The sequence below is a fragment of the Marinobacter sp. MIT930201 genome, assembly GCF_047122665.1.
Taxonomy (GTDB): domain Bacteria; phylum Pseudomonadota; class Gammaproteobacteria; order Pseudomonadales; family Oleiphilaceae; genus Marinobacter; species Marinobacter salarius.
The window spans coordinates 2,045,314-2,066,593 of record NZ_CP138916.1 but is presented as its reverse complement, the minus strand read 5'-3'; the positions used below and the strand labels follow the sequence as shown (position 1 = coordinate 2,066,593).

Genomic DNA, 21,280 nt, shown 5'->3' with positions numbered 1-21,280 from the left:
CTTCCAGGGTTATTCTCACCGTATGACTCTCACCGTAAAACGCGGGGATGATGTGCTACCCACGGACTTACGAGCAACGGATCGTTTGGGATCATTCCAGTCGTGTAACGCCGAGGAAATAATAGTCAGACATTGTCCGCGAGCTCACGGCAGGCGGCGTGTTGAGGGCACTGAACGAGGTGGTCATTGACCATGCCCGTGGCCTGCATGAAGGCATATACAATGGTGGGCCCCACAAAGTTGAAGCCGCGTTTTTTCAGTGCCTTGGACATGGCTTCGGCCTCGGGCGTGTAAACCGGCACGTCGGCAAAACGCTGCCAGTGATTCTGGATAGGCTCTCCACCGACAAACGACCACAGGAAGTCACTGAACGAGTGGCCCTGATCCCGTAGCTCCAGGTAGCCCCGGGCGTTGCGGATGATGGACTCGACTTTCAGGCGGTTACGGACGATGCCAGTGTCCTGCATCAAGGCGTCGACTTTGGCCTCGTCATAACGGACGATTTTTTCAGGGTCGAAATGGTCGTAGGCGGCGCGGTAGTTGTCCTGTTTCTTGAGTATGGTGATCCAGCTCAGGCCCGCCTGCTGGCCATCCAGGCACAGCTTCTCAAACAGCGCCAGGTCGTCGTACTCGGGGCGGCCCCATACGGTGTCGTGGTAGTGAACGTAGAGCGGGTCATCGCCACACCAGGGGCAGCGTTGTTGATTGTCCATAGTCCTGCCTTCTCGTCTGAAGTTGGTGGAGCGGTGCGGGTTACGGCTGTAGACGGTCGATGTGCCAGCGATCGCCCTGCCTGACGTATTCAAAGCGGTCATGCAGGCGGCTTGGCCGCCCCTGCCAGAACTCGATTCGTTCCGGCACCACGCGGTAACCGCCCCAGAAATCGGGTAGCGGGATCGTCCCGTCCTTGAACCGGCGTTTCATCTCGGCCACTTTCTGTTCCAGCAATCCGCGGGAGTTGATCGCCCTGCTCTGTTCCGATACCCAGGCACCGATCTGGCTGCCCCGGGGGCGAGAGGTGAAGTACCTCAGGGATTCGGATTTGCTGACCTTTTCCACATGGCCCTGAATCCGCACCTGGCGGTTCAGCCCGATCCAGGGGAACAGCAGGGCGGCTTTTGGATTTTCTGCCATTTCGTGGGCCTTGCGGCTGCCGTAGTTGGTATAGAACACAAAACCGGCGTCGTCGAAGTATTTCAACAGGACGGTCCGTATGTCGGGCATGCCGTCTCCGCCTGAGGTGGCCAGTGACATGGCATTGGGCTCGAGAATGCCGGCCTCACGGGCATTCTCGAACCAGACATGGAATTGTCTGACGGGGTTGTCATCAAGGGCATCGCGCTCAAGGCCTTCGCTTTCGAAGTCTCGGCGCATATCGCTAATATCCATCCGGGTTTCCTGAATGAGGGATTTCGTTGCCTGAGTCAGTGAAAACAGAATATCGGGTTCGTTGCCCCATGTCAGTCCATCACCCTCTATAACCCCCCATCACCTTCCTCATCACCCTCCTCATCAACCCATCCGGCTGACAAACCGGTCACCGGCGGGCTATCCTTGGTGGATAGATTGGCGACAGATCGCGCCTGTCAGCAATGGACAACAAGGAGAGCCCGGTGCCTGCGAACCGCAAACGACGATTGTCTGCCAGAAATATCTCGATAGTGGTACTGGTTCTGGTGGTGATCTATGCCATCGCCGGGTTTGCGCTATTGCCGTGGTGGCTGGAGCGAACGCTGCCGGAGCGGCTGGAACAACACATGGGGTGGCAGGCCGAGATTGAAGAGGTCCAGGTGAACCCCTTCGCCATGAGCGTTGAAGCCGTTGGCCTGGAGGCCAGGGACGCTGAAGGCGAACCGGTGGTTGCCTTTGACAGCCTTTATGCCAACCTCGGGGTCTGGCGATTGCTCACCGGAATTGTCGCGCTGCAGGACATCGAACTGGAAGACCCTTACGTTCGCCTGGATTTGCTGGAGGACTACAGTGTCAACTTCGCCCGGGATTGGCAGGCCCATAATCCGGGTGGCGAACAACCGGCGCCCGAGGAGGCGGATTCCGGAGAACCGCCCAGAATCTATTTTGACCGGATCAGGGTCTCGGGTGGCGAACTGCTGTTCCGGGATTTCAGTCAGCAAGGCCAGGAAGAATTTCGGGTTACGCCCCTGGATCTGGCTTTGAACGACCTGGCCACCTGGCCCCGCGAGGACGCCGACAGCAGCTATTACCTGCTGGCGGCGGTCGGCAGCCAGACCATTGAGTGGGAAGGCGACCTGAGCATCGCCCCTCTCTATTCAAAAGGGTTCCTCAAACTGGGTGACGTGTCCCATGAAACCCTGCAGCATTTTCTCAAGCCCTATCTTCCCTATCAGCTTCGTAACGGCAGTGTGACCCTTAGCTCGCAGTACGAACTGCGTTCTGCCGGTGAACTGTATCTGACCACCTCGGAGGGCCAGCTCACGATCGACGATGTCGATCTCGGCGTTGAGGCTGATGCCGATGATGGGCTTCTGAGTGCGGATCGTCTGAGCGTAGGTGATATCCGTTTCGGGCTTAGCGAACAGGAGCTGTCCACTGGCACCGTGAACATCGATGGTGTCAGCCTGTCACTGCTCCGTGATGCGAACGGCCAGCTCAATCTTCTGGCGCCACTTCAGAATAGTGCGGATGAATCAGGTGGTGACGACACTGGCACAGGAGCGCCTTTCCGCTGGACGGTGGCCGGCGTGGAACTGGCCAACAGCGCGGTCAGTTGGCGGGACGAGCAGTCGCAACTGCCCGCAGAACTGGCCCTTGAGGACCTGTCGATCAGCATCGATGAGATCTCCCATCGCCTGGAGGAACCGGTCAATTACAACGCCAGTGGTGCGCTGAACGGTGGTGGGAAACTGTCGATCAATGGTCAGGCCACGTTGGCACCTTTCACGCTGGAAGCCGGGCTGTCTGGCAGCGGGATTGCCCTGTCGCAGTTTGGCGCCTATATCAACCAGGCGGCGAACCTGGATGTCAGGGATGGCCTGTTGTCTGTCGATGGCAATCTGGATCTCGATCAACAGCAAGACCCGCTGACGGGTACCTTTAGCGGCACTGGCGAGGTGGCCTCCCTGGATATGCGTCTTGGCGACAGTGATCAGCCCCTGATCCGCTGGCAGAGCGTGCGCCTGGAACCTTTGGAGTACAACGTCGCGCCGGCACGGCTGCAGATTGGCACCATTACCCTGGTGGGTCCTGCGGTGAACGTGGTCCGTGACAGCAACGGTACTCATAATGTTGAACGGATTGTCAGGTCCTCGCCGTCGGACGAATCCGCGCCAGCTGGAGAAACAACCAGTAGTGACGGCGAACCCGGCTTCATCTTCCGCATTGGCCAACTGATGTTGGAAGAAGGTGCCATCTCCTACACCGATCGGACCCTGGACCCGACATTCGCAACCCGGTTCGACCAGTTGCGCGGCTCAGTAACCGGGCTTAGCAACGTGGCGCCGCAACAGGGCCAGATCTCGATCCAGGGGCGGGTTGGCGATGTGGCAACCATGACGCTGGATGGTTCCGTGGGCGCCCTGGGCACCGATGATACCAGCGATCTGAAGCTGACCATGGAGAACGTCTCTCTGCCCATGCTGTCACCGTATTTTGGCCGTTACCTGGGATACAGCGTGGACAGTGGCAAGCTCAAGCTTGATCTGGATTATGAGTTTTCCGGCAGCCGTCTGGATGCTGCCAACAGCGTCATCCTGGATCGGCTGGAGCTTGGAGGCCCCGTTCCGAGTGACGAGGCCGTCAGTGCACCGGTCAAGCTTGGTCTGGCGTTGCTGCGTGACCGGCAGGGTGTCATCGATATCAACCTGCCCATCAGCGGAGATCTGGAAAGCCCGGACTTCAGTATCGGTCAGGTTGTCATGAGGACATTCGTAAACCTCGTTGCCAAAGCCGCCACGTCGCCATTCAGCATGCTGGGTTCGATTGCGGATTTTGCGGGCCTGTCGGGAGAAGAACTGGGCAATGTGCGTTTTGAAGCGGGGCGCACCGAGCTTGCCGATGGGGAAGGCGTCAAACTGGAGGCACTGGGCAAGGCCTTGAATGAACGCCCTGGTCTGGCGCTCAATGTTCGTGGAGCGGTCGCACCAGAGGCAGACGGAGACGCGTTACGGCGGCAGAAACTGTTCGAGCAACTGGGCATAGCGGATGGAGCTTCCGCGTCTACACGTATCGCTCGGCTTGAGCAGGCGTACGCGGATTCGGATTACGTGGCGTCGGTGGAAGCTTTCCGAAACGACGTTGCCGGCGGGAACGTAGAACCCGGCAAACAGGAATGGGAGCAGGCGCTGGTGAAGCGACTGATAGCCGATGTGGAACTGCCACCGGAGGCTTTGGGCAACCTGGCAACATCCCGAGGCGTATGGCTCCGGGAGCAAATGCTGCAGGAGCATGGAGCATCAGAAAATCAGGTATACCTGCTTGACCCTGTGCGCGACGCGACGGCCGATGAGGCCGGCACTGTCACCGTCAGCTTTGAGCTGGATGTGCGGTGACAGCGGCTGGGATCAAGGCGCTGCTGGCTCGGAGATGCCCGGCGGCAACTGGAGGTCGCGTTTATCGACAAATTGCTGGTACCGCCCGTCTTTGAACAGCGGCGACAGCAGTTGCTCCAATGTGGTTGCGTCGATGGGGCCGTTGTCCCGTGCCATGATATGGAGGAGATAGGTCTGATCGGGGGTATCGGACACCAGGAACCTGTCACTGTCCTCGGGGTTGTCGTTCAGGTGGCTCTGAAGATAGGAGCGACTGACCACAGCCACTTCGGCCAGTGACGGACGGTCCGCCTTGATCAGGTCAAGATTACGGCTGTGGCTATGGGAGAACTCGATATTGAATCGTTTCTCAAGCTCGGCGTTATCCGTAGACAGGCCGGCGAAGCCATAGTGATAGCCCGAGATAGCAACGAGCTGTCGCTCGGTGACGTTGTCAAAGAAGCTTTGGTCACGGCCGGGTTTGTTGAGGGCGACATAGACGTCTTCGTCCATCAGAATTGGTCGGGTAGCGTTAACAGGCAGGTTTTCCCAGCCCCAACTCGGGTTCTCAAAGAAAATAACGTCGTACAATCCGGCGTGGAAATCCAGGTGTCTGCGTTTTGGGGAAGTGTAGACAATCCGGAACGTGACCTTGTCGTTTGTTGAATCCAGCTCTCTTAACAGGTCACCGAGTAAGCCCTCCACCTTGTTTTCACTGTTCACACTGGCCACCGGAGGGAAATTATAGACGCCGACAGCGATGTTGGTCTGGGCCGAAACAGTGGTTGTAACACCGAGAGTCAGCGTTAAGCCCAGTATCAGAAGGGTGACTTTCAGCGGATGTCTGCGCTTTAATCCGAGTTGGAGTTTCAAGGTAGAGTGCTTCCCGGCATCAAGATTTGAACGTCCATTCACATTACCACTGTTTAATCTTAGTCAAAAGAGGCCAACAATAAACTCATGCAAAACGTGAAGCGCCCATTATGAAACGCCCTCTCAGTCATTTCTTTGCCTATGTGTCTCGCCTGCGGTGGATCAAGCGATGGGGGCTGATGCGCAACGCCATTGAGGAGAATGTCGCCACTCATTCCTGGGAGGTGGCTACCCTGGCTCATGCGCTTGCAATTATCCGTAACCGGCATTTTGGCGGGCAGGTCAACGCTGACCGGATCGCTGCCGCAGCGCTCTACCACGATGCCACAGAGGTTATTACAGGCGATATGCCGACACCGGTCAAATATCACTCGCAGGTTATGCGGGAAGCGTTCGGAGACATCGAGCACAAGGCGGAGGCCGAGCTACTGGCGCTGCTACCGGCGGACCTGCAGGAGGATTTTGCGCCCTATGTTCGCGAATCCGGATGGGAGCAGGAGGAGAAGGAATTGATCAAGGCGGCCGACCGGCTCTCGGCGTTGTTGAAATGCCAGGCTGAGATGCAGGCGGGCAACAAGGAGTTTGAACCAGCGGCGGGTCACATCCTGAAAAAGCTGGAGGATGACGCCCTGCCGGAAGTGATGTATTTCCTGGAAGTGTTTGCGCCGGGTTATCAGCGGCCCCTCGACAACCTCCTGGAATAGGACAATTGCTGCTATGGAGCCGGGCCTGAAATTTAGGTTTTATCGCTTTTTCGCACTATCATTCCAAGAGTTAAGTGCATGCCAAACTTTCGAAGGATCCTATTCAACGTTTTCACGGTCCCTGTCTCTGGGTCGCGCTCGATAGCGGAGATGGTCGTCGCTGAGAATCCTGCGATTCTCCCGAATTGTTTCTGGTTGAGGCCTGTAAATTTTAGACGAAGCCGCCGAATGGCTTGACCGAGGTGGATTTCCTCGGTCTGAAGTTCAGTTATAATCTCCTCTCGAATTTTGGTCCGCTCTTCCGGTGTAAGATCCGGCCGCTTTAATTTGGGCATGAATGTTTTGAATCCCGTTGAGTCAGTGTGGTTGCAGTAAACGCTCGAGCTGCTCAAGTGCCAGTTCAGGCTCATGCATTCTAATGGAGGCGTGATCCAGCATCTTGGCAGGGGCGCCACACCGCTTAAGACCATCTTTCATGCCTGTCAGTTTCGATAACTCGCCTTCCATGAGGCCGGCTGCTCTCTTGGGATCGGTCGCGAGCTCCTCTAGAATGGCGGCATAATCTGGGTTCCGTCGCCTATCCAAGAGGTGTTTCGGCCACCAGGTAGAATTTGCAATTGGCTCAGGGTCTAAAACCATTGGTGCTAAGTCATAAGCCGGCGCTAATTCAATGTCGTGGCCACGTTTTATCAAAGATGTATTTCTTCCATGGTTGTCTCTATTACCGACTGTGGTATTCAGCACATCGCGAACCAAGTAATCAGCGAGTAGAGCGTCTTTATTCTTGGGCTTTGTAATGCACTCTCGCAGTTTTTGAATCACATCCACGTGCTCAAGTCGTGCACCATCGCCTATCATTCCCATGATGGAATAAACAGATTCCATACCGTGGCGTGATACACCATCAGCCCCCACCTCCCGATCGAATCGAGGTAACCACAGTGCAACGTCGCCATTGATCTCATCGAAGAATGTGCCGACTATAGACGTGAACCCTCGAGCCTCAAGCAACTGATAAACAGCTGCCTCGCCTTCAAGAACCTGAACATCATCTTTGGATCTGTTGCCGCGCGGGAATTTTACGAGCCAGTGGCGCGAAATATCCTCTTCAGGAATAGTTCCCTCAAGCGCATACTCACCGTAATGATTCTCAACCAATAGGAGTTTCGGGGCATCACCACCGGCACCTGTGGCGCCGCCAATCGCGACATGTAAGTTGTTAGCATATTGAACTAGGGCGTCAGCGCGAGTACATACGTCTTGTCGGTCAAAGAGGACGATTTCGGACTCGGCAACCTCTTTTTCAAAGGCTTTGGCGGCCTCTTTAATCCGTAGGTTGCCAATCGGCCCAATGCACCCCTCAGTCAAGAGTCGAACATCAATTGCCTGTTCTGGGTCACGGGAATATCCAAGTTGTTTTACTAAAGCTCGGCGCCCAGCGCCTTGAGGAATAATATCGCGCAATATTGGTGCAATTTCTCCCGCCATGAAATCACCGCCCAGGATGCACGGTAGATTTACTCCGACGGCTTTCTTGTTATTCAGGTCCTCTCTTTCATAATCGCCACCCTGTTCGAGGGCCGCCAAGACATATTGAATGTCGTATGAAAACGTCGGTTTACCGAGCAGTCCGTCGGTTTCGTGTGGAAAAGCAACGGTGCCAGCATCGTGCCACTGATTGTCCCAGTGAATCTGCAGAGTGAGGCTCATTGATTCAGACCCTATGTTGCAAGAATACTTGCAACAATATTAGATGGCTCGGGCTTTATTGCAAGTTTACTTGCAAGGTAAGCGATAAAAAGCAAAATCGTTGCAAGTATACTTGCAGAGTAGATTAGAGCCTGGGTCTGTTTATTTGCTGAGCATAAGGGCAACAAGGAGTTTGAGCCAGCGACCCCTCGACAACCTACTGGAATAAGGGCTGCCGGGGCCGCTGAGTGGCGGAGCGCTCTAGCTGCTGCCGGCTGACGCCACCATGCCACCGCGCAGGCCATCCTGTTTCACACTCTGGCGCACGATGTCTTCGGGGCTGCCTGCCAGTTCCCGGAACATGCCCATGGAACCCAGCAGGGCGGATGACTCGTAGGGCACGAAGACCCGTTCCCCTTCCTTGGCCATGTTCGGCAGTACCTTGATGTAGCTTTGCCCCAGCAAATAGCCGATAACGGTCTGCTTGTTCTCTTCTGTGTCACCCATGGCGCTCAAGACCAGGCGAATGGATTCCTGCTCACCCTGGGCACGCAGGATGGCAGATTCCTTGTCGCCCTGAGCGTTGAGAATGGCGGATTCCCGCTGGCCCTGGGCCATGGCAATAGCGGCGGACTTCTCACCTTCGGCCTCGGTCACCGTGGCGCGACGCTTACGCTCGGCGGCCATCTGCAGGCGCATGGCTTCTTCCACCTCTTCCGGCATGCTGATGTCCTGAACTTCAACGCGAGTCAGCTTCACACCCCACTTTGACGCCGCTTCTTCCATTTCGGCCTGGATGGCGTTGTTCACTTCGCTACGGGATTCAAACAGCTTGTCCAGTTCCATCTTGCCCACCACGGAGCGCAGGGTGGTTTTGGCCAGAACCTCGACCGCCTGGCTCATGTTGGCCACTTCGTAAACCGCACGGCGTGGGTCGATAATCTGGTAGTAAAGCGCGCCATTGATGTTTACGGTGACGTTGTCGGTGGTTACCACCGGCTGTCCGGGGAAGTCCATGACGGTTTCGCGGCGGTCAATGCGGGTTTCGAAACTGCTGCTTGGATGATACTCGTCGCCGATGCGCACGTAGCGGGTCATGGTGATGGCGCGCGGGCGCTCAATGAAGGGGATGATGATGTTAACACCACTCTCCAGTATGCGATTGAATGACCCTAGCCGCTCGATCACCATCACTTCGGACTGGCGCACAATCACCAGGCCCTTGGCGATGATGAAAATGCCAATGACGACGAAAATAAGGCTGATCACCAGCCCCGGGGAAACCACGTTTTCCATGTTTACTGCTCCTTTTTAGTGATCGTGTGAACAACGGCAGTGGTGCCGTCAAAACGTTCGAAAGTAACCTCGGTGCCTGCGGGCAGTTCGGTCATGCCGGTATCGCTGGTACGCAGGCGATAGAAGTCGCCGTTGACCTTGATGCCACTGGCGCCGTCAAAATCGCGCTTCAGCGTGCGATACTGCTTGCCCTGCTCGACGCCGGTGCCGGTTGTCCCGTAAGCGACACCCTTGGGGGAAAACCTCGGTTTGATCCAGCGAATGGCAATGGGTACCAGAATGCCCGAAAACACGCCCATACCGACCAGTTGCCATTCGAAAGGCGCGCCGAGAGCGGTCAACAGCGCCGTTAAAGCAGCTGCGATCCCCAGTGCCAGTAGCACCAGCACACCAGACGTCAGTTCTGCGAGACTCAATACGAGGGCGAGTATCAGCCAGAAATGCGTGAGACTCCATTCCATACAGCAACATCCACTAGTGACAGGAAAAAGGGTTGGCCAGGAGATTGTAACCAAACCCGGCCAACGTCGTCCCGGATTGTGCACATTCGTGGGGACGGAGTCACGATATTCGTGGTGTTGCTGAACCCCGGGTATCGGGTGGCCCGAATGCCCCGGTCATAGGCGCGCTTTTGCCATATCCAGCGGCCCGACACCTGTTAGAGTAAGCAACACATCGCACAACAAGAGGTCATCGTCCATGAAAGATCTGAACAACAGGGTAGCCGTGGTTACCGGCGCGGGTTCCGGCATAGGCCGGGCGCTGGCCGTGGCACTGGCGGAAAAGGGCTGTCGCCTGGCGCTTTCCGATGTCAACGAGACAGGCCTTGCGGAAACCGCAGCTGGCTGTAGCGGGGCGGAAGTTCGCACCTATACCCTGGATGTCTCAGACCGGGATGCCATCTACGCTCATGCTGAGCAGGTCGCCAGGGATTTCGGCCAGGTGAACCTGGTGATTAACAACGCCGGCGTTGCCCTGTCCGCATCTGTGCGGGAGATGACCGACGATGACTTCAAGTGGATCATGGACATCGATTTCTGGGGCGTGGCCCATGGTACCCGGGCCTTCCTGCCGCACCTGATCGCCTCCGGGGATGGTCACGTGGTGAATATTTCCAGCGTGTTCGGACTTATTGGCGTACCCAAGCAAAGCGCCTATAACGCGGCTAAATTCGCAGTTCGTGGCTTTACCGAGTCACTGCGCCAGGAAATGAAGCTGGAAAAGCAGTCGGTCGCGGTGAGCTGCGTTCATCCCGGTGGCATCCGCACCAACATTGCGAATGCGGCGCGTATGGGTAAATCGGAGAACGCCGAAGCCCAGCGCAAGGGCTTCGACAAGATCGCCATGACCACTCCGGAAAAGGCGGCGAATATTATCGTCCGTGGCATTCTGAAAGATGAATCCCGAATTCTGGTCGGGCCCGATGCCTGGGGTATCGATGCCCTGAACCGGGTTCTGGGGTCCGCCTACCAGCCTCTGGTTGAGCGTTTTTCGCGGAAAAATCTTTACGTCTGAAACCCTTTTTCATGCTTGCCGTATTTCGGTGGTTTCGCGGCAGTTCGCCGGGATGATTGAAGCCCAGTGACTGCCGCTGTATATTTTGCATACAGCCACCGATATTCCAATCTCGCTGTATTTCAGGGAAAGAGGCAGCATGAACACTCCCCAGCACCCGGACCTTGGTGCGTCGCTTGAACAAAGCCGCTCAGGCCTCCGGGACACCCACCGTCGTTCGTTGATGCGAGCACTGTTTCTCGTGACCGCCTCTGCACTGGTGGTTTTTGGCTGCCTGCAGATTCTGAACGGCTATATCTGGCTCGCGACGGGGGAGCTCATTGCGAGCCTTATCCTTTTCTTTGGGGTTACCCGAATCAATCGCACACCTCGTCTCCAGGTCTGGATCTACAGTTATCTGGTGACGGGATTTTCCTTCGCCTTGATGATCATGCTGGTACCCGAAGCCTCGGTGTCTGCCTTCGTGTGGGTGCTGATGATACCGGTTCTGGCGTATTTGCTGCTGGGAAAGAAAGAAGGTTTCCTGCTCAGCGCGCCGTTCGTGGTGGCGGGCTGCGTCACTTACTACTTCCACCTGGAGTTCGTCGCTGATGCCGGCGGCGTGATCGACCTGCTAAACATGGTGCTCTGCGCCATCCTGATGCTGAGTTTTATCCATCTTTATGAAGCCCGTCGTGAGGAAGCCGAGCAAAAATTGTTCACTCTTGCACAGACTGATGCACTCACAGGGCTGGCCAATCGTGCGAACTTCCAGAGCACCCTGGCCCGCACCATCGCAGAGTGTGCCCGCAGTGGCTCGGGATTTGCCCTGGTGATTATGGACATCGACCACTTCAAGGTAGTGAATGACACCATGGGCCATGACGCCGGAGACCACGTTCTGCAAAACATTGGCAAGCAGCTCACCGAACGTCTGCGGACCACCGACGCAGTGGGACGATTGGGCGGAGAGGAATTCGGGTTGATTCTGCGGGATGTGAAACTCGAGGATTCGTTCCAGTTAATGGACGAGTTGCGCCAGCGTATTGCCGACAGCGAACTTCCTTATGGTGATGCCCTGATCCGGGTGACCGCATCGTTCGGAATTGCGCATTATCCCGATCATGCCATCGAAGCCGAGTCCTTGTTCCGGATTGCCGACCGCTGCCTGTTCAGCAGCAAGCGGGCCGGGCGCAATCGGGTCGCCAGGGCGGGCCTTTCGCCGGTCAAAGGCCCGCTTGCGACAGCAAGGACTTAGTGATCATCCAGGGTTACTGACATACAGGGTTACTGAATAGTCCGGCGATTTCCCTTCTGATACTGCGGGGCAATGTACTCGTTGATCTGCTCCTTGAAGCGGGCAATCAGTTCGCTGTTGTCGTGGTCCCAAGGGTGGAATCCCGGCTTGAAGTATTCCAGCCAGGTGGGGATCAGGCTGGAGAAGGTGCCGTTTTTGCCCCACATCCGCCACAAGCCGCGGGCAGAGTCTTTCAGTGAGAAGTTCTTCGGATCGTTCAGCATCATCCGGGTGGTGAAGTAACTGGCCATCACGCCCAATGCGGCTGTACTGAATGCCAGGTAAAACGTGCGCTCGGCATAGGTGCCGCCGACCTGGTTGAACACGTCGTAGGTCACCGCTTTGTGCTCGGTTTCCTCAATGGCGTGCCACACCCACAGCGGGCGCATGGTTTCATGCATGTCTTCGCGAACGTCGCTGCGCTCCAGCAGCATGTCCGCCATCATCGCGGTCATATGTTCCAGGGCGCAGGTGATGGCCAGTTGGTGCCGTTTTGGAAGCTTCTTGGCAATGCCCAAAACCACTTCCAGGTGTTCTTCCAGTTCCTCCACTGGCATGCCCTGATCCCGCACGTGCTGGTTCATGGACTTGTGTTCCAGCGAGTGCATGGCTTCCTGGCCGATAAAGCCTCTGACTTCTTTTTTCAGCTTGGGATCGTTGATCTGATCCTGATAGTAGCGGACCGAATCCACGAAAAACTGCTCGCCCTGCGGGAACAGCACAGACAGGGCGTTCATGGTGTGGCTCAGGATATAGCTGTTGTCCAGCCAGTAATGGGGAACCTTCTCCCCGAATTCAAACCCCATGCGCTGTGGCTTGATGGCAACGTTGTCCGGGGTGCGTGCAACCGGCTTTGACTCAGTGGTTTTCGTTCTCAGCATATCGTTACTCCTGCGCTTGGGCGCTATGGCTGATGTGATGGGACCAGTGTGTGTGAGTCAACGCGGGCTTTGAATGCGAAAAGGGGACGGCCATCGTGGATTAGGGGCCAGGGGCGGCCTCAATTGACTATGCTGACGTGGTTGCCGGTGCCTCCAGTCACAGTGTGGCTGCGCCGGGCTTCTGATAGCATCGGTGGCAGTGAGTCTTCCCACAACAAATCTCACACAACGAAAAGGAACCTGCATGGCGAACCCGGGCCCGGAAAAAGAACGGCAGATGCTGGGACTGTTCCTGGTTCCCGGTGTGTACCTCCGGGTGCTGGCGGATGTGGTGCGGCAGTTGGGCCACAACGACCGTGTTCTGTACGAAGGCATGGCATTCACGCCCCAGGATCTGAAATCCAATGACAGCCGGGTGTTTGTCACCGATGCGATTGTAATGGTGGAGCGGGCTCTGAACCTGGCCAGCAAAGACGGCTTGAGCTTCATGCTGGCGCGGGAACTGCGGGTCACCATCCATGGCACCCTCGGCTTCGCCGCCCTGACCAGCCCCACACTCGCTGGCGCCCTGGATTCGGTAAGGCGCTACCTGCAGTTGCGTGTGCCCTTCCTCACTATGACCCTGACCGACACCGGCGACCATGTGTTGGTGCGGTTGCGCTCCGAGTTCGACGTGCCCACCCAATACCGTTTTCTGGCGGAAACCGTCAGTGCCACGCTGATGATGCTGGCGGAACAACTGATCGACCGGGAGGATGCGGAAAAACGGGGATTCCCGCTGGTGGATGGCAAGCTCCCTGGCGTGAAGGTACAACTGACTTCTCCGGAGCCGGCCTATTACCCCAGGTTTGCGCCCCAGCTACCGGTACCTTTCGAGTATGGCCAGCCCGAGGAAACCATGGTGTTTCCCAAAGGCCTGCTGGACACCCGCATGCGCCTGGCGGATGCGGAAGCATCCCGGATGGCACGGGACCAGTGCGAGTTCGAACTGCAAAAAGCCCTGAAAGACCAGGGCGACATCACCTATGCCATCCGCAACATGCTCCACATGATGCCCGGGCCGCTGCCATCCCTGGAGGCCATGGCGGAGCGCTTCTGCGTGTCGTCCCGCACCCTGAAGCGACGGCTGGCGGAGAAGGACACCACCTACCGGGAAATTGTCGAAGCGGTACTGAAAGACCGCGCCATCCAGTTGCTGCGTTACACCAATCAGTCCGTCAGCGAGATCGCCTATGAGCTGGGCTACGCGGACCTGTCCAACTTCAGCCGTGCCTTCCGCAAGTGGACCGGAAAGTCGGCCAGTGAATTCCGCGAAGGCGGCCCGGACCCGGCACCCGAGGTTGGTCCCTGACAACGATCTTCCGGTCATGCGACAGATTAAAAATGCTGTGCTAGCTTAAAAGTTTGCTACAGAAAAACAGCAGTCCATGGCCACTCGGCTGTCTGACTGGCTCACTAACGCATTGAGTGGGGTCTGTGGATGCCACCGTTCGTCAACGGATACATCCGTTTCGTGGATGCCGTGAATTACCGTGTTGGTCGAGCGGTAATGTACGGCATCTTTGTCATGGTCGCTATTCTGCTGTGGTCGTCCATTTCCAAAGCGTTCTTCCTTCCCTCGTTATGGACGCTTGAAGCCGCGCAGTTCGCCATGGTGGCGTATTACATACTGGGCGGTCCCTATTCCATCCAGCTGGACGCCAATGTACGCATGGACCTGTTTTACGGCGGTTGGTCCGTCCGTAGAAAAGCCTGGTTCGATGTCTTCACCATTTTTTTCCTGATTTTCTTTCTGGGCGTGCTCCTGTACGGCGCCTACGACAGCACGAGCTATGCGATTCAATACGGCGAGCGCAGCGCATCCGCGTGGCGACCCTACATGTGGCCGATCAAGGTGGTGATGTGCATCGGCTTCTCACTCATGCTGTTGCAGGCGGTATCAGAGCTTTTCAAAGACATCGCCCGCATTCGGGGAGAAGACATCTGATGTCTTACGATCTCATCGCCATTTTCATGTTTGCCTCAATGATGCTGATGCTGATGACCGGCCAGCGGGTGTTTGGTGCCATTGGTGCCGTTGCCGCGGCCTCAGCATTGGCGCTGTGGGGAACCGGTGGTTCCGATATCCCCTTCTCATCCGCCATGAAGCTGATGAACTGGTATCCGCTGCTGACGCTGCCGATGTTTATCTTCATGGGCTACGTGCTCTCCGAATCGAAAATCGCCGACGATCTCTACCGGATGTTCCATGTCTGGATGGGGCCGATTCATGGCGGGCTTGCCATTGGCACCATTGGCCTGATGGTGCTGGTGTCAGCCATGAACGGTTTGTCGGTTGCCGGTATGGCCATTGGAGCCACCATCGCCCTGCCCGAATTGCTCCGGCGGGGTTATGACAAGCGTATGGTCACGGGCGTGGTTCAGGCGGGTTCATCGTTGGGCATTCTGGTGCCGCCCTCGGTGGTGCTGGTGCTGTACGCCATGATTGCCCGCCAGCCGGTGGGGCAGCTATGGCTTGCGGGCGTTGTGCCGGGGCTGATCATGGCGGTGATGTTTATCGTCTACATTGCGGTGCGGTGTCGTCTCCAGCCCGAGCTCGGGCCTGTGCTGCCAAAAGAGGAGCGCCAGGTCAGCCTGGGCGAGAAGTTACGCCTGCTGCGTGCAGGAGTTCTGCCGGTGGTTATTTTCGCCTCCATGATGGTGCCGTTCGTCAAAGGCTGGACCAGCCTGGTGGAGAGTTCCGCCATCGGTGCCATGGCGGCATTCGTCGCAGCGATCCTCAAACGCCGGATGACCCGGGCCGTGTTTGAAGCCTCCGTACGCCAGACGCTGGCCATTTCCTGCATGTTCATGTGGATCATCCTCGCCGCCCTGGGTTTCGGTGCCGTGTTTGATGGGCTGGGTGCGGTAAAGGCCATCGACAGCCTGTTTACCGAGCAGCTGGGGCTGAACCCCTGGATGATCCTGATCATGATGCAGTTGTCGTTTCTGTTGATGGGTACCTTCCTGGACGATACCGCAATGCTGGTGATTGTGGCGCCCCTTTACGTGCCGTTGGTGGCAGCTCTTGGCTTTGATCTTATCTGGTATGGCGTTCTCTACACGATTACCACCCAGATTGCCTATATGACGCCGCCTTTCGGTTACAACCTGTTCCTGATGCGGGCCATGGCGCCGCCTGAGATTTCCCTGCGCGATATCTACAGTTCAATTCTCCCGTTTGTCTGCGTGATGCTGGTGGCACTGTCGCTGATCATGGCCTTTCCACAGATTGCGCTCTGGCTGCCGGAGTACGTTTACAACAAGTGAACCGTCAACGTTTTTGGATGAATACGAATGTCGAGTAACACCCCGGAGGCCGGCCGGCTTCCATAACAAGCGTCAGTCAAGGAGGTCGACATGACCACAAGACGTAAATTTCTCGCATCAGCATCCGTAGCAGCACTGGCCGGGGCCGCCGCCCTCACGCCACCCAGACTTTACGCGCAGGAGCCAAAAATACGATGGCGGCTGCAAACATACGCCGGGCCGGCCCTGGCAGAGCATGTAGTCAAGCCGGCGATCGACAGTTTCAACCGTATTGCCGGCAAGGAGATGCAGATCGAGCTCTATTTTGCCGATCAGCTTGTGCCCACGGGGGAACTGTTCCGCGCCATGCAGAAAGGCACCATTGACGCGGTTCAGTCCGATGACGATTCCATGGCCTCACCCACCGAGGTTACTGTTTTCGGTGGCTACTTTCCGTTCGCCAGCCGCTATTCGCTGGACGTACCCGTGCTGTTCAATCAGTACGGCCTGAATGAAATCTGGGATGAAGAGTATTCCAAGGTGGGCGTGAAACACCTGTCCGCCGGTGCCTGGGACCCCTGCCACTTTGCCACCAAAGAGCCGATCCACAGCCTCGAGGATCTCAAGGGCAAGCGTGTGTTCACCTTCCCCACTGCCGGCCGTTTCATGAGCCAGTTCGGCGTGGTACCGGTTCAACTGCCCTGGGAAGACATCGAAGTCGCGGTGCAGACGGGTGAGCTGGACGGGATCGCCTGGTCGGGTATTACCGAGGACTACACGGTGGGCTGGGCGGATGTGACCAACTACTTCCTGACCAACAACATCTCCGGTGCCTGGGCGGGATCCTTCTTCGCCAACATGGACCGCTACAACGAGCTTCCGGATCATCTCAAGGAACTGCTCAAACTGACCTTGGACAGCTCCCACTACTACCGTCAGTGGTGGTATTGGGGAGGCGAGGCCAAACTGCGTACAGACGGCACGAAGATGAAGTTGACCACCATTCCGGACAAGGAGTGGGCAGAAGTTGAAAAGGCCGCGCGCGTGTTCTGGGACGAGGTTGCCCAGGAATCCGAAACCAAGGCCCGGGTGGTCAAGATCCTCAAGGAATACAACGAGAAAATGGAGAAGGCGGGGCGGCCCTATCGATACACCTGATGGGATCGCAGAGAAACACTGCGTTCAGTGGCGATCACTACCGGATTTACTCGTCACTGAGCGCGGCGCCTTTTAGCCTAACTGATATTGCGGAGCGGTGAGATGGCAGCTCAACTGTCTTTTAAGGAACTGAAAACGTGTGTCGAGGACGGCACCATTGACACGGTCGTGGCGGCGATTCCGGACATGCAGGGGCGTCTCATGGGCAAGCGCTTCCAGGCCCAGTACTTTATCGACACCGCCTGGGAAGAGAGCCACTGTTGCAAGTACCTGGTGGCGACCGATCTGGAAATGACAACGGTGGAGAACTACGCCTCGACCAGTTGGGCGGCCGGCTATGGCGACTATGTGATGAAGCCGGACCTGACCACCCTGCGCCGCCTGCCATGGCTCGAGGGTACCGCCTTTATTCTGTGTGATCTGATTGATCACGCCACCCATGAGCCGGTACCTCACTCGCCCCGGGCGGTGCTGAAAAAACAGCTGGAACGGTTGTCAGCCATGGGGCTGCAGATGACCACGGCCACCGAACTGGAGTTTTTCATTTTCCGGGAGACCTTTGAGGAGATGCAGAAGCGTCAGTATCACCATATGACGCCCATCAGCCCCTATAACGAGGACTACCACATCTTCCAGACCACCCGTGAGGAAGATGTAATGCGGCCCATCCGCAATGGGCTCTACCAGGCGGGGATCACGGTCGAGAGCAGCAAGGGTGAGGCCGACGCTGGTCAGGCCGAGCTCAACATTCACTACTCCGACCCGCTCGCCATGGCCGATACTCACGTTCTGGTGAAAAATGCCGTCAAGGAAATCGCCTGGCAGCACGGGCGCAGTGTGAGTTTCATGGCCAAGTGGAACCACAACGCCGCCGGGTCGTCCAGCCATATCCATCAGGCCCTCTCGGACAGTACCGGAAAGTCAGTGTTCTATGACCCCAATGGTGCCCATGGTATGTCCAAAACTATGGAGCATGCGCTGGCGGGGCTACTGGAATACGCCAACGACACCACCTTCTTCCTCGCGCCTTACGTTAACTCGTACAAACGATTTGCCGCCGGCACCTTTGCCCCGACCAGCACTGTCTGGTCCATCGACAACCGTACGGCCGGTTACCGCGTTGTCGCACCGAACACGGATGCCGTGCGAGTGGAGTGTCGCATCGGCGGGTCGGACCTGAACCCGTACCTGGCGTTGGCATCGCAGATTGCCGCCACCATCGCCGGTATCGAAGGCAAACTCGAACTGGAGCCGGAGTTCTCCGGCAATGCCTATGGCGCCGAGTCTGCGCGCAGTATCCCAGCCACATTGAGGGCAGCCACGGAATCGTTACGCGGCTCGACCATGCTGCGGGAAGCCATGGGTAACGACGTTATTGATCACTACGTGCGCTGTGCGGAGTGGGAGCAGGAAGATTTTGATCGTGTGGTTACCGATTACGAAGTCAAACGTGGATTTGAGCAGGCTTAGGACACAGCTATGAGTACACCCATTCAATGCATATCGCCCATCGATGGTTCCGTGTATGTGCAGCGCACAACGCTTTCTCTGGAAGCTGCGCGGGAGGCCGTTGCCAGGGCAAAAAACGCACAGCCGGACTGGGCCGCCCTGCCACTGTCAGAGCGGGTTCAACGGGTTCGCGACGGCATCGCCCGTCTGGGTGACATGAATGACGACATCGTGGAAAAACTGGCGTGGCAGATGGGGCGGCCCGTGCGCTACGGCGGTGAGTTCGGCGGCGTGGACGAGCGTGCCGGGATGATGGCCGATCTGGCGGAAGAAGGGCTTGCCCCCATCGAAATTGAAAGCAGCGCCTCCTTTCATCGCTACATTCGGCGCGAACCTCACGGCGCGGTGCTGGTTGTCGCGCCCTGGAACTATCCCTACATGACGGCGGTGAACACGGTCGTTCCTGCCCTGATTGCCGGTAACGCAGTGTTTCTCAAACACGCGTCACAAACGCCCCTGGTCGGTGAGCACATGGCGGAGGCGTTCCATGCCGCCGGTGTCCCCCGCGAGATTTTCCAGAACGTGTTCCTGTCCCACGACACCACTTCCGCACTGATCGCGGAAAAAGCCTTCGGTTTCGTCAACTTTACCGGCTCGGTAAATGGGGGGCAGGCCATAGAACGAGCTGCTGCCGGCACTTTCACCGGCGTAGGGTTGGAGCTTGGCGGTAAGGACCCCGGTTATGTGATGGACGATGCGGATCTGGATGCCGCCGTGGAGACACTGATCGACGGGGCCATGTTCAATGCCGGCCAGTGCTGCTGTGGCATTGAGCGCATTTACGTTGCCGAAAACCTGTTCGATGCGTTTGTTGAGAAAGCCGTTGCCATCGTCAGCGGCTACCGGCTTGGCAATCCGCTGGACAGGGACACAACGCTTGGCCCGATGGCGCATGTCCGCTTTGCCGACCATGTCCGGGAGCAGACGGCAGAGGCCGTTGCCAGCGGTGCCCGGGCATTGATCGACCCCGAACTCTTCCCTGAACAGGGCGGCGCCTATCTGATGCCGCAGATCCTTGTCGACGTGGACCACTCCATGCGGGTTATGCGGGAGGAGTCCTTTGGCCCGGTGGTTGGCATCATGAAAGTCAAAGATGACGCTGAAGCGGTCGCACTGATGAACGACAGCGAGTTCGGCCTGACCGCGTCCCTGTGGACCAGAGATATTGACCGCGCCACGCGGGTGGCCGATCAGATTGAAACCGGCACGGTGTTCATGAACCGTTGTGATTACCTGGACCCGGCGCTTTGCTGGACCGGTTGCAAGAACACCGGTCGCGGTGGTGGGCTTTCGGTCATCGGCTACCACAACCTGACGCGCCCGAAATCGTATTACCTGAAAAAACCGGTGAACTGATATCCGGATCAACAGACAACCCGATTCTCTGACGAGGGGCTGACAATGACACTCTCCGCAAACTGGTCCTATCCCACCGATATCCGTTTTGGCGCCGGTCGTATTGCCGAACTCGGCGAATGCTGTAAGGAGGCAGGTATAACCCGGCCGTTACTGGTGACCGACCGAGGGTTGGCAAGCCTTCCCATTACCCAGGACACGCTCGATTTAATGGAGCAGGCTGGCCTTGGACGAGCCATGTTTTCAGAGGTTGATCCCAACCCCACGGAAATCAACATGGAAGCGGGCCGGAAGGTCTTTCTCGACGGCAACCACGACGGCGTGATCGCCTTCGGCGGAGGGTCCGGGCTGGACCTGGGTAAATTGCTGGCCTTCATGGCCGGTCAGACCCGGCCGGTGTGGGACTTCGAGGATATTGGTGACTGGTGGAAACGCGCGGATGCCGATGGGATTGCCCCTATCATCGCCGTACCAACGACCGCAGGCACGGGGTCGGAGGTCGGTCGAGCCAGCGTCATCGTCAACAGTCAGAGCCACGTCAAAAAGATCATTTTTCATCCCCGAATACTGCCGTCGATTGTGATCTCCGACCCCGAATTGACGGTTGGTATGCCGCCATTTATCACTGCGGGAACCGGCATGGATGCCTTTATTCACTGTTTCGAGGCGTTCTGTTCCCCCAACTTCCACCCCATGAGCCAGGGTATTGCGCTGGAGGGCATGCGGCTGGTGAAGGAAAATCTGCCCCGGGTGTATGCGGATGCCGCCGATATCGAGGCTCGCGGGCAGATGCTGGTCGCCGCCGCCATGGGCGCGGTAGCCTTCCAGAAGGGGCTGGGGGCGACCCACGCCGTCTCCCATTCGGTCGGAGCGATCTACAACACCCACCATGGCATGACCAACGCCGTGGTGCTGCCGTCGGTCATCGCCATGAACCGACCAGCGATCGAAAACCGGGTCGACGACATTACCCGCTACCTGGGCATTGCCAATGGCTTTGACGGATTCACCCAGTTCATCATGACGTTGCGGGAATCCCTTGGCGTGCCGGAGCGTTTGAGGGACATGGGTGTGGGGACGGATCGCATTGAGGAAATGACCAGAATGGCGCTTGAAGACCCAAGTGCCGGTGGCAACCCGGTGAAGATGACAGCGGAAAACACGCGAGCTTTGTTTGAAGCCTGCATCTGATTGATCTATTGTCGGTTTTGGCCAAGTCTCACGCCAAAA

18 protein-coding genes are annotated in these 21,280 nt (G+C 57.3%); 11 read left to right on the top strand and 7 right to left on the bottom strand.

Annotated elements, in window-relative coordinates; genetic code table 11:
- Window positions 1-125 precede the first annotated feature (125 nt).
- Together SIC19_RS09575 and pdxH are read right to left on the bottom strand one after the other, a co-directional pair.
- Window positions 126-713, bottom strand: a complete 588-nt coding sequence (locus SIC19_RS09575; RefSeq protein ID WP_127402069.1) for a DNA-3-methyladenine glycosylase I — start codon at window positions 711-713, stop codon at window positions 126-128.
- 40 nt (window positions 714-753) lie between these two features.
- Entirely contained in the window at window positions 754-1,389 is a 636-nt protein-coding gene (pdxH, locus tag SIC19_RS09570) for a pyridoxamine 5'-phosphate oxidase (RefSeq protein WP_075196326.1), read from the bottom strand.
- A gap of 224 nt (window positions 1,390-1,613) precedes the next feature.
- Between pdxH and SIC19_RS09565 the strand changes: the two genes are divergently transcribed.
- Window positions 1,614-4,526, top strand: a complete 2,913-nt coding sequence (locus SIC19_RS09565; protein ID WP_226909997.1) for a DUF748 domain-containing protein — start codon at window positions 1,614-1,616, stop codon at window positions 4,524-4,526.
- Between the two features lie 12 nt (window positions 4,527-4,538).
- On the opposite strand, the gene SIC19_RS09560 is transcribed toward SIC19_RS09565, so the two are convergent.
- Window positions 4,539-5,378 carry an amino acid ABC transporter substrate-binding protein gene (locus SIC19_RS09560; protein ID WP_226909998.1) on the bottom strand — a complete coding sequence of 280 codons (840 nt, stop codon included), beginning with the start codon at window positions 5,376-5,378 and terminating at the stop codon, window positions 4,539-4,541.
- 110 nt (window positions 5,379-5,488) lie between these two features.
- Here SIC19_RS09560 and yfbR point away from each other — a divergent pair, with 110 nt between their 5' ends.
- Entirely contained in the window at window positions 5,489-6,082 is a 594-nt protein-coding gene (gene yfbR / locus SIC19_RS09555) for a 5'-deoxynucleotidase (RefSeq protein ID WP_127402071.1), read from the top strand.
- Window positions 6,083-6,439: 357 nt separating this feature from the next.
- On the opposite strand, the gene SIC19_RS09550 is transcribed toward yfbR, so the two are convergent.
- The 3 genes from SIC19_RS09550 to SIC19_RS09540 form a co-directional block, all read right to left on the bottom strand.
- Complete coding sequence (locus tag SIC19_RS09550; protein ID WP_075196323.1) at window positions 6,440-7,792, bottom strand: HipA domain-containing protein; 1,353 nt, start codon at window positions 7,790-7,792, stop codon at window positions 6,440-6,442.
- A 240-nt stretch (window positions 7,793-8,032) separates the two neighbouring features.
- Window positions 8,033-9,067 (bottom strand): SPFH domain-containing protein, encoded by a 1,035-nt coding sequence (locus SIC19_RS09545; RefSeq protein ID WP_127402072.1) that lies wholly within the window; start codon window positions 9,065-9,067, stop codon window positions 8,033-8,035.
- A 2-nt stretch (window positions 9,068-9,069) separates the two neighbouring features.
- Window positions 9,070-9,528 (bottom strand): NfeD family protein, encoded by a 459-nt coding sequence (locus SIC19_RS09540; RefSeq protein WP_041332833.1) that lies wholly within the window; start codon window positions 9,526-9,528, stop codon window positions 9,070-9,072.
- 238 nt (window positions 9,529-9,766) lie between these two features.
- Here SIC19_RS09540 and SIC19_RS09535 point away from each other — a divergent pair, with 238 nt between their 5' ends.
- Window positions 9,767-10,582 carry an SDR family NAD(P)-dependent oxidoreductase gene (locus tag SIC19_RS09535; protein WP_041332835.1) on the top strand — a complete coding sequence of 272 codons (816 nt, stop codon included), beginning with the start codon at window positions 9,767-9,769 and terminating at the stop codon, window positions 10,580-10,582.
- Window positions 10,583-10,721: 139 nt separating this feature from the next.
- Complete coding sequence (locus SIC19_RS09530; protein WP_036201928.1) at window positions 10,722-11,819, top strand: GGDEF domain-containing protein; 1,098 nt, start codon at window positions 10,722-10,724, stop codon at window positions 11,817-11,819.
- 29 nt (window positions 11,820-11,848) lie between these two features.
- Here SIC19_RS09530 and SIC19_RS09525 read toward each other — a convergent pair whose 3' ends face one another.
- Complete coding sequence (locus SIC19_RS09525) at window positions 11,849-12,739, bottom strand: metal-dependent hydrolase (protein ID WP_041332837.1); 891 nt, start codon at window positions 12,737-12,739, stop codon at window positions 11,849-11,851.
- A gap of 244 nt (window positions 12,740-12,983) precedes the next feature.
- On the opposite strand from SIC19_RS09525, the gene SIC19_RS09520 reads away from it, so the two are divergent.
- The 7 genes from SIC19_RS09520 (at window position 12,984) to SIC19_RS09490 (ending at window position 21,241) form a co-directional block, all read left to right on the top strand.
- The gene (locus tag SIC19_RS09520) at window positions 12,984-14,090 is read left to right on the top strand and encodes a helix-turn-helix domain-containing protein (RefSeq protein ID WP_075196321.1); all 1,107 of its coding nucleotides are present in this window, start codon (window positions 12,984-12,986) and stop codon (window positions 14,088-14,090) included.
- A 129-nt stretch (window positions 14,091-14,219) separates the two neighbouring features.
- Entirely contained in the window at window positions 14,220-14,726 is a 507-nt protein-coding gene (locus SIC19_RS09515; protein WP_075196320.1) for a TRAP transporter small permease subunit, read from the top strand.
- Window positions 14,726-16,048 carry a TRAP transporter large permease gene (locus SIC19_RS09510; RefSeq protein WP_036201940.1) on the top strand — a complete coding sequence of 441 codons (1,323 nt, stop codon included), beginning with the start codon at window positions 14,726-14,728 and terminating at the stop codon, window positions 16,046-16,048. Before SIC19_RS09515 ends, SIC19_RS09510 begins: the two co-directional genes overlap by 1 nt.
- A gap of 90 nt (window positions 16,049-16,138) precedes the next feature.
- Window positions 16,139-17,185, top strand: coding sequence for a TRAP transporter substrate-binding protein (locus SIC19_RS09505; protein ID WP_127402073.1), 1,047 nt, complete (start codon window positions 16,139-16,141; stop codon window positions 17,183-17,185).
- Window positions 17,186-17,287: 102 nt separating this feature from the next.
- The gene (locus SIC19_RS09500; protein WP_036201946.1) at window positions 17,288-18,655 is read left to right on the top strand and encodes a glutamine synthetase family protein; all 1,368 of its coding nucleotides are present in this window, start codon (window positions 17,288-17,290) and stop codon (window positions 18,653-18,655) included.
- Window positions 18,656-18,664: 9 nt separating this feature from the next.
- Complete coding sequence (locus SIC19_RS09495) at window positions 18,665-20,050, top strand: aldehyde dehydrogenase family protein (RefSeq protein ID WP_075196319.1); 1,386 nt, start codon at window positions 18,665-18,667, stop codon at window positions 20,048-20,050.
- A 45-nt stretch (window positions 20,051-20,095) separates the two neighbouring features.
- Entirely contained in the window at window positions 20,096-21,241 is a 1,146-nt protein-coding gene (locus SIC19_RS09490) for an iron-containing alcohol dehydrogenase (protein WP_075196318.1), read from the top strand.
- The last annotated feature ends 39 nt before the right edge of the window (window positions 21,242-21,280 follow it).

Excerpts from the sequence above, each read along its gene's own strand:
- SIC19_RS09530 (WP_036201928.1), top strand. The coding sequence starts at position 10,722 with ATGAACACTCCCCAGCACCCGGACCTTGGTGCGTCGCTTGAACAAAGC.
- SIC19_RS09575 (WP_127402069.1), bottom strand. The coding sequence starts at position 713 with ATGGACAATCAACAACGCTGCCCCTGGTGTGGCGATGACCCGCTCTAC.
- SIC19_RS09535 (WP_041332835.1), top strand. The coding sequence starts at position 9,767 with ATGAAAGATCTGAACAACAGGGTAGCCGTGGTTACCGGCGCGGGTTCC.
- SIC19_RS09550 (WP_075196323.1), bottom strand. The coding sequence starts at position 7,792 with ATGAGCCTCACTCTGCAGATTCACTGGGACAATCAGTGGCACGATGCT.
- SIC19_RS09515 (WP_075196320.1), top strand. The coding sequence starts at position 14,220 with ATGCCACCGTTCGTCAACGGATACATCCGTTTCGTGGATGCCGTGAAT.
- yfbR (WP_127402071.1), top strand. The coding sequence starts at position 5,489 with ATGAAACGCCCTCTCAGTCATTTCTTTGCCTATGTGTCTCGCCTGCGG.
- pdxH (WP_075196326.1), bottom strand. The coding sequence starts at position 1,389 with ATGGATATTAGCGATATGCGCCGAGACTTCGAAAGCGAAGGCCTTGAG.
- SIC19_RS09495 (WP_075196319.1), top strand. The coding sequence starts at position 18,665 with ATGAGTACACCCATTCAATGCATATCGCCCATCGATGGTTCCGTGTAT.
- SIC19_RS09490 (WP_075196318.1), top strand. The coding sequence starts at position 20,096 with ATGACACTCTCCGCAAACTGGTCCTATCCCACCGATATCCGTTTTGGC.
- SIC19_RS09525 (WP_041332837.1), bottom strand. The coding sequence starts at position 12,739 with ATGCTGAGAACGAAAACCACTGAGTCAAAGCCGGTTGCACGCACCCCG.
- SIC19_RS09505 (WP_127402073.1), top strand. The coding sequence starts at position 16,139 with ATGACCACAAGACGTAAATTTCTCGCATCAGCATCCGTAGCAGCACTG.
- SIC19_RS09510 (WP_036201940.1), top strand. The coding sequence starts at position 14,726 with ATGTCTTACGATCTCATCGCCATTTTCATGTTTGCCTCAATGATGCTG.
- SIC19_RS09520 (WP_075196321.1), top strand. The coding sequence starts at position 12,984 with ATGGCGAACCCGGGCCCGGAAAAAGAACGGCAGATGCTGGGACTGTTC.
- SIC19_RS09545 (WP_127402072.1), bottom strand. The coding sequence starts at position 9,067 with ATGGAAAACGTGGTTTCCCCGGGGCTGGTGATCAGCCTTATTTTCGTC.
- SIC19_RS09500 (WP_036201946.1), top strand. The coding sequence starts at position 17,288 with ATGGCAGCTCAACTGTCTTTTAAGGAACTGAAAACGTGTGTCGAGGAC.
- SIC19_RS09540 (WP_041332833.1), bottom strand. The coding sequence starts at position 9,528 with ATGGAATGGAGTCTCACGCATTTCTGGCTGATACTCGCCCTCGTATTG.